Origin of the sequence: Clostridium chromiireducens (genome assembly GCF_003575225.1) — a bacterium.
Taxonomy (GTDB): Bacteria; Bacillota; Clostridia; order Clostridiales; family Clostridiaceae; genus Clostridium; species Clostridium chromiireducens.
Window position 1 is genome coordinate 846,331 of record NZ_QXDJ01000003.1, and the last position, 12,902, is coordinate 859,232.

Consider the following 12,902-nt stretch of genomic DNA (forward strand, 5'->3'; position numbering starts at 1 on the left):
TGTTATAACACCTCTTTAAAATCATATTATCTTTATTATTTAAATTTAGAATATATTAATTATAATACTCTAAACCAACTTAAATGCTCTTCCAATTAACTCTTCTTCATCAACAATCGGATATTTTAAACCTAATTTTCTCATAAAATCTACTGCTTGCCAATTCATTCCATATGTAAATTCATCATTTGAATATGCTTTTTCTTGGCTTTTTATAAGTTTTTCAGTCCAAGGTTTATAATACTCTCTTATTTCATCAAATTGAATAGCTTCTAAAAATTTGCATACTATTTTAGGATTTCCCTTATACAACTTTATTTCTTCTATTTCGATGTCTTCTATATATCGAGGTAAAGGACAAAATCTATCAATAATTTTACCATCACAAAATAATTCATACATCCATAAATCAACATCATAAATGTAGAAATTAAAAATTGGACTATCCAATTTCTTTCCTAAATATAACGCAACCTCATTAATCTCAGAAAATAATTCTGGATATAAAATAACAGAACTATTATTACTCTCACTCAAAAGAAATAATTTATATATTTCTGTGTTTAATGCAGTTTCTTTTAACACTTTAGAATTTTTATTAAAATATGAGTTTAATACTCCTAACACCTCATCTTGGCTTTTCCCAACAATACCAGACATTGATATTAATGCTCTCATATTAACCTCTCCCCCATAATAGTTACTTCGTATAACATTATATATTAAACTTGATTTATTGTAACTATGTAATTCCCAAAAATTATTTATTTCTTGCCTTTTCTACGCTTAACTTTTTACCCTTTATTGTCATGTTATTTAATTCTTCAATAACTTTCTTACCTTTTCCATTTAGTATATCAACATATGATACAGAGTCTTGAACATCAATAATTCCAATATCATCTGAATTTATACCTTCTATCTTACATATCGCACCAACAATATCACCTGGACGAATTTTCTTTTTCTTTCCTCCATTTAGATAAACTTTGGTGATGTTGGTGTTTATAACCGTAGATTTATCTTTTTTCCTTTTTGGCTTACATTTTAGTAGCTGTATACTTTCATTACTTACTAATTCATTAATAGGAATATTACTTACTGGAATTTTAAATCCTATATATTCTTCAATATCTTTAAGGAGTTTATCTTTCTCGTTCATACAAAAACTTATTGCTTTTCCTTCCGCTCCTGCTCTTCCCGTTCTACCAATCCTATGAACATAAGCCTCTTTCTCTACAGGTAAATCATAGTTTATTACATGAGTAATTCCTTCAATATCAATTCCTCGTGATGCTACATCAGTTGCTACTAACACCCTAAAGTCCCCCTGTCTAAAACTTTCCATAGTGTTTAGTCTTTCTTTTTGAAGCAGTCCTCCATGTATCTTATTAACTGAATATCCTTTAGAATTTAAATATTCAAAAACTTCATCCACTGTTTCTTTAGTCTTTCCAAATATTACAGCTGTTTCTGGCTTTTCAAATAATAATATTTTATTTAAATTTTCAAGTTTATCTGCATAATCTACATAATATAAATTGTGTTCAATATTATCAGTAATAAGTTTTTGATTTTTAATGCTAATATCAACTGGTCTATCCATATATTTTTCACATAAAACTTTTACTTCTTCCGGAATTGTTGCAGAAAATAACATTGTAGTTTTTTTCTTTGGGATTCTTCTAATAACACCTTCAACTTGACCTATAAATCCCATATTAAGCATCTCATCTGCTTCATCAATAACAAAATATTTTATTTTTGATATATTAAAACTTCCCCTATCTATAAGGTCTAAAACCCTTCCCGGAGTCCCAACTACCATGTGAGTTTTTTGCTTTAATTTTCTTTCCTGCTCCGAAATCGGTTCTTTACCAAAAACAGAAACCGCCTTTATTCTTTTAAATCTTCCAATATTAGATATATCTTCACTTACCTGCACTGCTAATTCTCTTGTTGGAGTTAAAACCAAAACTTGTGGACTATTTTCATCCCAGTCTACTTTTTCACACAAAGGAATACCGAAAGCTGCTGTTTTTCCACTTCCTGTTTGCGATTTTACTATTACATCCTTATTTAAAAGAATCTCCGGAATTACTTTTTCCTGAACCTCAGAAGGTTTATCGTATCCTAAACCTTCGATGGATTTTAAAATTTCATCACTTAACTTAAATTTAGTGAATTTGTTATTCATAAATTATATTTTCACCTCAATTAATACTATTAATTTATTTTCATTCGTTGATATATAAATCTTTCTTATTATACCATTCTTATCTATTATTCAAACACAATCTTTATATAATTTAAAAAATAGTTCTTTATATAGCTTATTTTTCTTCCTTAATCTCTGTAATTTTCAAAAATTCCTCTTACTTTGATTTTGATTTCTATCAATACCACATTTTCAGTAATCAAAATTCATGAAAAACTTAGATATTATACTCCAAATAAATCATCTTCATATATTATATTCAATAACATATTGCACATTATTTATTCTATCTTCATAATAACTAAAGAGGAACATGTAACTTTAGCTAGAAAAATGAACATAATAAGGATATAATTAATTGTCAATATAGAGAGTAATCTATAATATTAAAAATGATAACTATAAAAGGAGAAATAAATGAGTATTTTATTTAGTGATCTTAATTTGAATTCAAATATAATCGAAGGGCTTAAAATTCAGGGTATAACTGAACCAACAGCCATACAATCAACATCAATTATACCCGCTCTTGAAAATAAGGATATAATTGGTGAAGCTTATACTGGAAGTGGAAAAACCTTAGCTTACCTTCTTCCCTTATTCCACAAAATTGATGTTTCAAAACGAGAAATGCAAGGACTAATATTAGTACCAACTCATGAACTTGCCATACAGGTTGAAAATCAGATCAAGCTTCTTGCTGAGAATTCATCAATTCCAGTTACTTCTCTATCAATTATTGGAGAGGTTAATATAAATAATCAAATAAAAAAACTTAAAGATGTTAAACCTCATATAATTGTTGGTTCTACAGGTAGAATTCTTGACTTAATAAAAAAGAAAAAAATCACTGCACATACCATTAAAACCATAGTAATCGATGAAGGAGATAATTTGCTTGATCCTAAGAGAGCTAGTATAACAAAGGATATAATAAAGACAACTATGAAAGACAGGCAACTTATGTTATTTTCAGCTTCTATTAAAACCGAAACTTTGGAAACTGCTAAATCATTAATGAAGGAACCTGTGATTTTAAAGACTGAAACAAAACCTACAATAAATCCAAATATTGAGCATATGTTTATGGTTTGTGAAAGACGAGATAAATTCGAAACTTTAAGAAAACTTCTTGTTGCTGTCAAACCAGAGAAAGCAATTATTTTTGTCAATGATAATGAAGATATCGAAATAACTACAGCTAAACTAAATTATCATAGTAAAGATTGCTTTGCCATGACAGGAAAGCTATCTAAAGAAGATAGAAAACTTGCTATTGAGAGTTTCAAAAATGGGAATATAAAGATACTTGTTTCCTCTGATGTTACTGCTAGAGGGTTAGATGTAGAAGGGATAACTCATGTCTTACATTTGGATTTACCTTTGAAATTAAATGAATATTTACATAGATCAGGTAGAACTGCACGAGGAAATGCACATGGTGCTTCTATTTGCTTAGTTACAGTTAAACAGCTTAGCATAGTAAAAAAATACGAAAAAGAGTTTAACATTAAATTTATTCAAAAGAAAGTATTTGGTGGAATTTTAGAAGATTATAACTTTTCTACTGAGAATAATGAATTAAAAATCAGAAGTAAATCACATAATAATAAAATAAACAAATCAACGTTCCATAATTAAATTTAATGCTAGCTTAAAAACTAATTTTAAGCTAGCATTCTAAAATACAAAATAAAATTATCTTAGCAAAACATTAAATGTAACAAAATATGTGTAGAAAAACCTCCACTAATTAATTTTAGATTCAAGCCACTCTACTATGTGGTATATCATATGATTATCATTACTTGGTCCTATAAAATCCGCATATTCCTTTAATTCCCTTGAACTATTTTCTGGACAGAAAGAAATAGTTGATTCTTGTAACAGTTCTAAATCATTCATATTATCACCAACGCATATTATCTTTTTAGATTCCAAATTACACATTTCAATTATTCTCTTCAAAGCTTGTCCTTTAGATTCCCCTATTGGCAGTAACTCATAAGAGGTCTTTCCACTTCGTGTTCCATTAATTTTATATTTATCATAAAAATTATTTTCAATATTATCAATTATATCACTTTCACCAACTACTAGAATCTTGTGCCATTGCCTTGAAGATAATTCTTCTTTTACTTCATATATTATATCAAGCATTTCTGTTGCAGATCTTTTTGAATGTCCTGAGTCTTTAAGAACATATAATTTTCTATCGGCATATATTTCTATACCAATATTTTCAAAGTCTTCATTTAGCCTATTTACTATCTCCTTTTGCTTTTCATCAACAAAACTTTCACTAATAATTTTATTATTCTTATAATCATAAATAACTCCACCATTATAAACTATTATAGGTAGATTGATTTTAATATTTTCTAAATATCCAACCGTTGCTTCAATAACTCTTCCTGTAGCCACAGAGAACCTTCCGCCATTATCAGTAAAATAATTAATTGCTTGTAAATTTTCCTTTGATATCTCTTTATTATTATTTAATAATGTTCCATCTAAATCTGAAATAATAACATAATCACTAAACTTGTCTTTCATACTTCTTCATCTCCTTAACAATAAGTACTTATCCCCTTTTTAATTTGTTTTTATAGTTATGTAAACAGTAAATACAATTAATTTTACCATGAATCATATTTATAAAATATAGTTGAATATTGACTAATAAGTTTCTAATCAAACTGGAAAAACGAAGATAAAGCACATATCAAACTTTAATCGATATGTGCCTTATCTTATTTTTCTATTTCTATCTTTTCAACTTTTACTACAGGTATTCTATGAATTACATTGTTCTCATCTTTTATTGTTGAAGTACTTAAGGTGCCTAAGATCTTTACATTTTCACTTTCACTTAAATTTTCTATCTGATCATATTCTCCAACTAAACCAACAGCTTTAGAATCTGCGGCACAGCAATTCATGATTATTTTTCCTATAATGAATTGATTTTTATTTAAATATGTTTCCTTGCATATAAAACCATGAATCTCTAATTTTCTACCTATATATTTTTCTGGCTTTATTCTTATATCCTCTATGGTCATAGGATTATTATCATCAATTATAATTGTTTCTTGTTTATTGCCATTTATATCGCTTTCTTGATTTCTTTTGTAGTCTTTATTCACATTACCTTTGTTTTTATTAAAAGTATAATTGAATTCATGCTCATACAAAGATCGTCTATCTATTTTACTTGTCCTATTTTCTCTTATGTCTTCATCTAATTCAGAGTGCCTAAATGTTTGCAGATTATTAACAGAAATTATACCTAATATAATAGTTAATATAATCGGTATTAATTTCATTTTAATATTACCGTTTCCTTTACTTGTAAATATATTTTTTATTTGTGCTACTGTAATAATACTTATCATAATTATAGTAATATACATATATTTAATTAAACTATTTCCTATATAAGAACTTATCTTCCCCGTATAAACCAAATAAATCACTGATAAATCGAGTAAAATAAGCGTTATAAACCATAAGAATTCTTCAAAATTAAATTTTTTCATCTATTATACTGCCTCCTTTCACGCATCTAATAATCTTTCATTTATTATATAATGTGTTATAATCCACACAGCATAAATAAAAAAGCTATTAAAAATACAACTCCTAGTGTACTTATACATAACTTAAGTACAAAACTCTTCTTGAAGGCTCCCATAATCATAAAAAGATTCTTTAAATCCAGCATCGGGCCAAGGATTAGAAATGCTAAAACACCACTATATGAGTAATTAACTAAAAAACTTCTTCCAACAAATGCATCAACTTCAGAGCAAAGCGATAGCAGGAATCCTAGCAGCATCATAATAATTATTCCTAATAATTTATTATTAGAAATATAATTAAATCCACCATGAGATACAAAAACCTGAAATATACTAGATATAAATGCTCCAAAAATCAGATAACCCATTATTTCTAAAAACTCTTTATTTGTATGCTCAATTATAGCAATATACCTATTTTCACTCTCAATATAAGAACTACACCCACAACTGCAATAACCCTCGACTTCTACATAATCTTCAATTAACGAGTTTTTGTTTTTTTCAATTGCATTAACTATCATTCCAATTAAAATTGATGCTACAAACCCTCCTACTACCCTAAGTAGTACCATAATTTGTTTATCGTAAAACGCATAATACGTAGACATTATAACAACAGGATTTATTATTGGAACGGCGAGCATAAAGGTAACGCCAAATCCAATCGGTACTCCTTTTTTTATAAGCCTCCTTGTTATTGGGACAATCGCACATTCACATACTGGAAATATCATTCCTATTAGAGCTGCTCCTACGTAGCCAAATACGCTAGCCCTTGGTATAATTTTTGCTATAAATTTCTCCGAAATACAAGTTTGAATTATTGCAGAAATTAGAGAACCTAAAATTATAAAAGGCATTGCCTCAAGGACTATGCTCGTAAATATACTAGCAACATCCCCGACTTCATGAATATACAGATTGGGTATATACTTTTTACCTATATACCCAATCACAATTGTACTTATAACCAAGAAAGTTACAACTCTGTTTTTCCAACGATTCATAGTACTTCCTCATTTCAAACGTATTTTGGTATGTTCTATTAATATCTTTTATAATTTGATATTTTAATTCTCAGTTTCTTAATATATCCATTATCTATAACCTTTGACTCTCTAAGGGCTGTTCTCAGTATATATTTATTATTTACCTTTAATATATAAGCTTTAGGATTAATCTGTCTAACGCTGTTTACTCCTTCTACCAAATTATCTTTGCTACAGTAATCTATATTATTTATAATCACCATGTTAGCAGATTGTATAAATGGAATCATAAAACTTCCAATATTATCAATATATTGTCTGAGATTTTTTCCATCAGCTACAAAAAATATAGTAGTAATTTTACAACATTCTCTATAAATCTTTTGATTTAGTATATCTATTAATTCCTTCAAGTCAGAGGTACCATTATATTCAATTATTATTCTATTGGGATTGTACTCATCTATTGAATAAATCATTTCTTCATTTAAATCACGTACATCGTTAACCGCCTGTACTATAATTGAATTATTAAATTCTGAAATTCTCATCTTTCCTTGTTCAAGTTGAAAAATTAAAACTTTTTCACCTTCCACTTGACTTTCATTTAACAGTGAATTTATAAAAGTAGTTTTTCCTGAACTTAAAAAACCTGTTACAATCTCAATATTTATTTTCATTTTTACACCACCTATCTATATATAGCATTTAATATGCCACTAATTTCAAATCAGAACTAACTAATATTTTAGTAAATACTATAAAAATACATCGTCTACAGATTATTTACTTAAATAACTGTAGTAACTCATGTTTGTTCAATTTACTCCCAATAATTGAAACAACTTTTTTATTAGACCACCTAATTTTTCTACTTTTAAATTCATTTGGAACATAGTCAAATTGATAGTATAGACCATCTAATCCTTTTAAAATTCCCTTTGCTCTTAGTATATTACCAAACTTTTCATTATTAGCAATAAACTCGAATTTTTTCTGAAGCTCTTGAATACTCGTACTTTCAATAAGCTCAATTGGATAGCTTTCAAAAATTTCTTTAGCATCATGTTCTTTCTCACGTCTCAAAAATTTATTTGTATTAGATTTAGTTAATTCTAAACTTAACTTACTTTCAATGTTTCCTGCCAAAAAGAAATCTTTTGCTTTTAAATTTTCCCATGGCTTAAATATTATTTCGGCTTTGGAATTAAGGTTTCTTAAGGATTCAATTGTAGTCTTTATCTTTTCACTATCAACGAATTGACTTCGACTTAATACTATTGTGTTTGCTTTCCTTATTTGGTTCTCGTAAAATTCTTTAAAATTCTTTAAATACGTATCATAATTCCGAATATCAATTAAAGTAAAAATATATCTTACCTCTATCTTATGCTGAAACTTTATTCCTTGTAGAATGTTCAAAACTTCACTTAATTTTGCTACTCCTGATGGCTCGATAATTATGTTGTCTGGATTATATTTATTTATGACCTCAAAAACCGCTTCTCCGAAGTTACCCGACACCTGACAACATATACATCCTGAATTGATTTCCTTTATTTCAACATTACTTTCTTTTAATATATCTCCATCAATTCCTACCTCACCGAACTCATTTTCAATTATTATTGTATTTTTTCCATACGCTTTTTCACTTAATAACTTCTTAATTAGCATGGTTTTTCCGGCTCCTAAAAAACCCGAAAATATATCAACATTAATTTTCATAAGAACTCACCTTTCATTCCTTCAATTATACTCATATTTTTATTTATACTATGTTACTTATATATATATGATTAAAAATCTTTACAATATTTTTTAATAAAAAAACATCCACGATTAATAGTTTCCTATCAATCATGAACGTCTCAAATTATTGTCTAAAATTTCTTTAATACATATTAAAATATGTTATTACAATGTATCTAGTATAATTCTTTTAAAACATATGAAATATTTACTTAGATTAATCATTAATTAACAATAAACTTAATATGGATAATAGAAGAAGTGAGTTGCTCTATCAGTGGTTGCCGTATCTTCAAGTACTTTCCTTCTATGAAGAACTGAATTACCAAAGCTTGCCCCTTGATTATCTACAATATAAGCATACCCATCTTTATCCCAGCACATAAATATATATACATGTGAATAATTATTTGTGAAAACAATATCTCCTGGTTTTATTTGTGAAAAATCATAACTATATGCAAAACCCATACTCTTTAATATATTTTCTAGTTGATATGTATTTGATGCAGATACTGGAATATTAACGCCTATTCTTCTTAATGCTTCCGAACTAAAATATACACAATTATTGCTTGTTATTCCTCCATGTAAAGCTATTGCTTTGCTATCAACACTCCACTGATTATTTACATCAGTCATATATTTAAATAATTGATAGTTTGTATTAGAATGTGAATAATTATAGTATGTGTTTACTGTTTCACCGTTAGCTTGTACATATGTGTAATTATCTAACCATACATTTTTTATTAATGAACCATCACTATTAAACTTATATTTTTTGCCATTAATAACTCGATCCCCTGTTACCATAACCCCTGTACTTTCATCTAGATAAAATACTTTATCACTTAGATTTAACCAACCATACTGCATTCCACCAGTACTACAAAAATAATAATTGTTATTGTTTATTTTCTGCCAGCCAGTAACCATAGCTCCACTATCGCTTAAATAATATTTTACACCTTTTATTACTTGAGATCCTTTTTGCATTATTCCATCTTCATTAAAGTAATACCATTTTCCAGAAACTAACTTCCAGTCATTTTTTATGAGTCCATTTATTCTATCATAATAATACCAATTTTTATCCTTATCGCTTTCCCAACCTTCTCTTACATTACCTTCTTCATTAAATTCATAAAACTTTCCATTTATCCTTATGCTTGTCCCTTTAATTCTACTTCCATTTCTATCTAAATAACACCATTTTCCCTTTAGAAAATACCAACCTTCATCAAGTCTGAATTTATTTCCTTCTACATCGCAATATGTATAATTACCATTAATTATTTTTTGCTTAACTACATCTGGTAATTCTTCAATCTTATTATCTCCTAAATCTAAATAAGTTAACTTAGGTAAATCTCCTAACGCTTCAGGAACTTTTCCTTCTATCTTTGAGTAATTTAAATCTAAGTATTCCAAATTCTTCAATAACTTTATTTCTTGTGGAATCACATCGTCATATTTTTCGTATTTCAAGTCAATTTTAGTAATACTTAAAAAATCCAATTCTGTAAGATCACTAACTTTCTTTTTTAATTGATTAGCAACTTCCTTTGTTAACCAATTTTCTTCAATTATAACTTTACTTTGTTCAGCTATTTCCCCATTAATTCTTGCATCCTTTGCATAAGTAACCACTGGAACACTGCTAATGCATAAAAATACAGCTAATACTACTAATTTTTTCAACTTATTATGTCGCATCTAATCGTCTCCTTTTCATTTTTACATATAAATTATACCATTTAAGATATATAATCTCAAATAATTATAAAACATTCTATCTTTATACATCTTCTAGCAAATAATTTACATAAAAACATACAATTATTTTACCAATTTTAGGGCCTTTTACAAAGTAAAACTACATATTTTTTCAATTTCAATCTAATATCCATTAACCAATAAAATTAGGCAGAATTTTTAACAATAAAAAATTCTGCCTATATCATTAATAAACTAAAAATTCACTTCAGTAATTGAATGAACAATAACATCAGCATTAGATAAATCTTGATTACCTGAATTTACATTTTGAAAACCAATGCATTTCATCCCTGCTGCTTTAGCTGCTAAGACACCATTTCTAGAGTCTTCAATAACAATACATTCCTCTGGAGACACTCTTAATTTTTTAGCAGTCTCAATGTAAATATCCGGATCAGGTTTCCCATGCTTAACTTCTTCACCACTTATAATATACTCAATGTAATTTTCAAGCTTAAATTTTGATACAACCAATTCAATAAAATCTCTAGGCGATGATGAGGCTATCGCTGTATTAATATTTTTGTTTTTTAATTCTTTTAATAACTCTCTAATTCCTTCAATAGGTTCTAAATCTAATTCAATTATTTTCTTTTTAGTAAGTTCTACTTTATAATGTATTATTTCTTCCAGTGATTTACTGATATTAAATTTATTTTTAATATCTGTATACATATATTCATTAGTTGTTCCAACATATTTTTCTAAATCTTCTTTTGAAATATCACCTCCTAATTCACTTATTGTTTGTAAATCTACATCAAAATGTATTGGTTCACTATCAATAATTACTCCATCCATATCAAAAATAACTGCTTTCATAAATCTTTCTCCTTTATTTATTTATAATTTCTAATATTTCATAATTCGTATAATTTAAGTAATTACTTTAATTAATTACTTAAATTATATTTTCTCATAATATTAATTATTTATTTTGTTCACTTAATAAATAATTAATATTATATACAACTATAATTAAAAAAGGTAAAAGCTGTTTTATTAATGTAAACAAAAAAATAGCTCTAGATTTTTCTAAAGCTATTGATTCATAAGTTTTAAAAAGCTGTCTTTTTTCATTAGTAATGAAACATATGCACTTGATATTGCAAAAAATATGTTTAATATTGGTACAATACATACTATTAATAATGTTATTAATAATTTAAGTTTATCTTTACTGTTATCAATGTTTATTCTTTTCATATTCATAAATAATCTAACTAAAATTAGTGCTAACGATAAGTAACTTAATTTTACTGATATCAAATATACATATAACATTTTATTCACCTCTTTTAAGTGTAAATCTTTTATACTTGCCCCCCTATTATTTTAGTATACTCCATGGCAAAAATATACATTTTATTTCTATCTTTTTTCTCACTTTTTTGACACTTTTTATAAACAATTATCATCTTTTTAACAAACTTTCATGTACTTAATTAAAATATTCTATTTCACTATTACAAGATCATTTTAAATATATGACAATTTATCCTTATTAAGAATCTAACTATATTTCTTCATTATTCATTTAAATATAGATATAGAAGCTTAATTGTATTTTCAAGTGCACTATAATGAGTTCTTTCCATTCCATGAGATGCATGTACTCCTGGCCCTATTAACGCTCCTCTTATATCATTCCCACCTCTTAAAGCAGCACCAACATCTGAACCATACATTGGGTAAATATCAACCACATATTTTAAATTATTATCCTTTGCTAAATTTACCAATTTAGTTACCATGTTGTAATCATACGGTCCACCAGAATCTTTCGCACAAATTGAAACATCGTATTCAGTACAACTTAAATCATCACCAATACACCCCATATCAACTGCTATCATTTCACTTATATCACTTGGAATATACGAAGATCCATGACCTACTTCTTCATATGTTGAAATCAAAATTTTAATTGTGTATTTAGGTATAATTTTTTCTCTATTAAATAATTCTAGCAATCCTAGAAGGCAGGAAACACTTCCTTTATCATCTATAAACCTTGATTTAATAAATCCGCTTTCTGTAACTGTTGTTTTAGGATCAATAAATATGAAATCACCTGGACATATACCGAGCTTTAAGGTGTCATCCTTCGAGAATACATTCTCATCAATCCTTATTTCCATATTTTTAGGTTCTCTTATTTTACTTGAACTATCTTCATATACATGCGCCGCCGGGCTAGTGCTTAAAAACGTTCCTGTGTACTTCTTTCCTTCTCTAGTTCTTATAGTACAATACTCTCCATCTAGCGTCGGAACAATTGGCCCTCCAAGTAAAGAAAATTTTAATTTCCCATCAGAAGTTATTGATCTGACCATGGCACCTAAAGTATCAACATGAGCAGATAATCCTATAACTCTTTCATTAGACACTCCATTTACCGTTATTATCCCACAACCTTTATTGGTCAGCTCAAAACTATACCCAAAACTCCCTACAATGTTTCTTATCTTTTCAATTATTTCAAAGCAGAAGCCTGTTGGGCTATCAAACTCTAAAATTTCTTTAGCTGTTGATAAAATAAATTCTTTATTAATACTTAGTTCCATAAACAAT

Annotated in this window: 12 protein-coding genes; 1 reads left to right on the forward strand and 11 read right to left on the reverse strand. The window is 27.5% G+C overall.

The window, feature by feature from the left end; translation table 11 throughout:
• Positions 1-69: 69 nt before the first annotated feature.
• Positions 70-678 (reverse strand): hypothetical protein, encoded by a 609-nt coding sequence (locus D2A34_RS15410; RefSeq protein ID WP_119367222.1) that lies wholly within the window; start codon positions 676-678, stop codon positions 70-72.
• Positions 679-760: 82 nt separating this feature from the next.
• A complete protein-coding gene (locus D2A34_RS15415) occupies positions 761-2,197 on the reverse strand; it encodes a DEAD/DEAH box helicase (protein ID WP_119367223.1) in 1,437 nt (478 codons plus the stop codon).
• Positions 2,198-2,635: 438 nt separating this feature from the next.
• Here D2A34_RS15415 and D2A34_RS15420 point away from each other — a divergent pair, with 438 nt between their 5' ends.
• Complete coding sequence (locus tag D2A34_RS15420; RefSeq protein ID WP_079439661.1) at positions 2,636-3,859, forward strand: DEAD/DEAH box helicase; 1,224 nt, start codon at positions 2,636-2,638, stop codon at positions 3,857-3,859.
• A gap of 108 nt (positions 3,860-3,967) precedes the next feature.
• Here D2A34_RS15420 and D2A34_RS15425 read toward each other — a convergent pair whose 3' ends face one another.
• The 9 genes from D2A34_RS15425 to D2A34_RS15465 form a co-directional block, all read right to left on the reverse strand.
• Positions 3,968-4,774 (reverse strand): Cof-type HAD-IIB family hydrolase, encoded by an 807-nt coding sequence (locus D2A34_RS15425; protein ID WP_119367224.1) that lies wholly within the window; start codon positions 4,772-4,774, stop codon positions 3,968-3,970.
• Between the two features lie 197 nt (positions 4,775-4,971).
• On the reverse strand, positions 4,972-5,760 hold the full coding sequence (locus tag D2A34_RS15430; RefSeq protein WP_119367225.1) for a TIGR03943 family putative permease subunit: 789 nt from the start codon (positions 5,758-5,760) through the stop codon (positions 4,972-4,974).
• A gap of 56 nt (positions 5,761-5,816) precedes the next feature.
• A complete protein-coding gene (locus D2A34_RS15435) occupies positions 5,817-6,812 on the reverse strand; it encodes a permease (protein ID WP_119367226.1) in 996 nt (331 codons plus the stop codon).
• Positions 6,813-6,850: 38 nt separating this feature from the next.
• The gene (locus tag D2A34_RS15440; RefSeq protein WP_119367227.1) at positions 6,851-7,474 is read right to left on the reverse strand and encodes a GTP-binding protein; all 624 of its coding nucleotides are present in this window, start codon (positions 7,472-7,474) and stop codon (positions 6,851-6,853) included.
• A 106-nt stretch (positions 7,475-7,580) separates the two neighbouring features.
• Complete coding sequence (locus D2A34_RS15445) at positions 7,581-8,522, reverse strand: GTP-binding protein (protein WP_079439656.1); 942 nt, start codon at positions 8,520-8,522, stop codon at positions 7,581-7,583.
• Positions 8,523-8,786: 264 nt separating this feature from the next.
• Positions 8,787-10,265 (reverse strand): leucine-rich repeat domain-containing protein, encoded by a 1,479-nt coding sequence (locus D2A34_RS15450; RefSeq protein WP_079439655.1) that lies wholly within the window; start codon positions 10,263-10,265, stop codon positions 8,787-8,789.
• Positions 10,266-10,520: 255 nt separating this feature from the next.
• A complete protein-coding gene (locus D2A34_RS15455) occupies positions 10,521-11,150 on the reverse strand; it encodes an HAD family hydrolase (protein WP_119367228.1) in 630 nt (209 codons plus the stop codon).
• Positions 11,151-11,369: 219 nt separating this feature from the next.
• Positions 11,370-11,612, reverse strand: a complete 243-nt coding sequence (locus D2A34_RS15460) for a hypothetical protein (RefSeq protein ID WP_119367229.1) — start codon at positions 11,610-11,612, stop codon at positions 11,370-11,372.
• A 245-nt stretch (positions 11,613-11,857) separates the two neighbouring features.
• A complete protein-coding gene (locus D2A34_RS15465; protein WP_119367286.1) occupies positions 11,858-12,895 on the reverse strand; it encodes a M42 family metallopeptidase in 1,038 nt (345 codons plus the stop codon).
• Positions 12,896-12,902 lie beyond the last annotated feature (7 nt).

Excerpts from the sequence above, each read along its gene's own strand:
- D2A34_RS15410 (WP_119367222.1), bottom strand. The coding sequence starts at position 678 with ATGAGAGCATTAATATCAATGTCTGGTATTGTTGGGAAAAGCCAAGAT.
- D2A34_RS15415 (WP_119367223.1), bottom strand. The coding sequence starts at position 2,197 with ATGAATAACAAATTCACTAAATTTAAGTTAAGTGATGAAATTTTAAAA.
- D2A34_RS15420 (WP_079439661.1), top strand. The coding sequence starts at position 2,636 with ATGAGTATTTTATTTAGTGATCTTAATTTGAATTCAAATATAATCGAA.
- D2A34_RS15425 (WP_119367224.1), bottom strand. The coding sequence starts at position 4,774 with ATGAAAGACAAGTTTAGTGATTATGTTATTATTTCAGATTTAGATGGA.
- D2A34_RS15430 (WP_119367225.1), bottom strand. The coding sequence starts at position 5,760 with ATGAAAAAATTTAATTTTGAAGAATTCTTATGGTTTATAACGCTTATT.
- D2A34_RS15435 (WP_119367226.1), bottom strand. The coding sequence starts at position 6,812 with ATGAATCGTTGGAAAAACAGAGTTGTAACTTTCTTGGTTATAAGTACA.
- D2A34_RS15440 (WP_119367227.1), bottom strand. The coding sequence starts at position 7,474 with ATGAAAATAAATATTGAGATTGTAACAGGTTTTTTAAGTTCAGGAAAA.
- D2A34_RS15445 (WP_079439656.1), bottom strand. The coding sequence starts at position 8,522 with ATGAAAATTAATGTTGATATATTTTCGGGTTTTTTAGGAGCCGGAAAA.
- D2A34_RS15450 (WP_079439655.1), bottom strand. The coding sequence starts at position 10,265 with ATGCGACATAATAAGTTGAAAAAATTAGTAGTATTAGCTGTATTTTTA.
- D2A34_RS15455 (WP_119367228.1), bottom strand. The coding sequence starts at position 11,150 with ATGAAAGCAGTTATTTTTGATATGGATGGAGTAATTATTGATAGTGAA.
- D2A34_RS15460 (WP_119367229.1), bottom strand. The coding sequence starts at position 11,612 with ATGTTATATGTATATTTGATATCAGTAAAATTAAGTTACTTATCGTTA.
- D2A34_RS15465 (WP_119367286.1), bottom strand. The coding sequence starts at position 12,895 with ATGGAACTAAGTATTAATAAAGAATTTATTTTATCAACAGCTAAAGAA.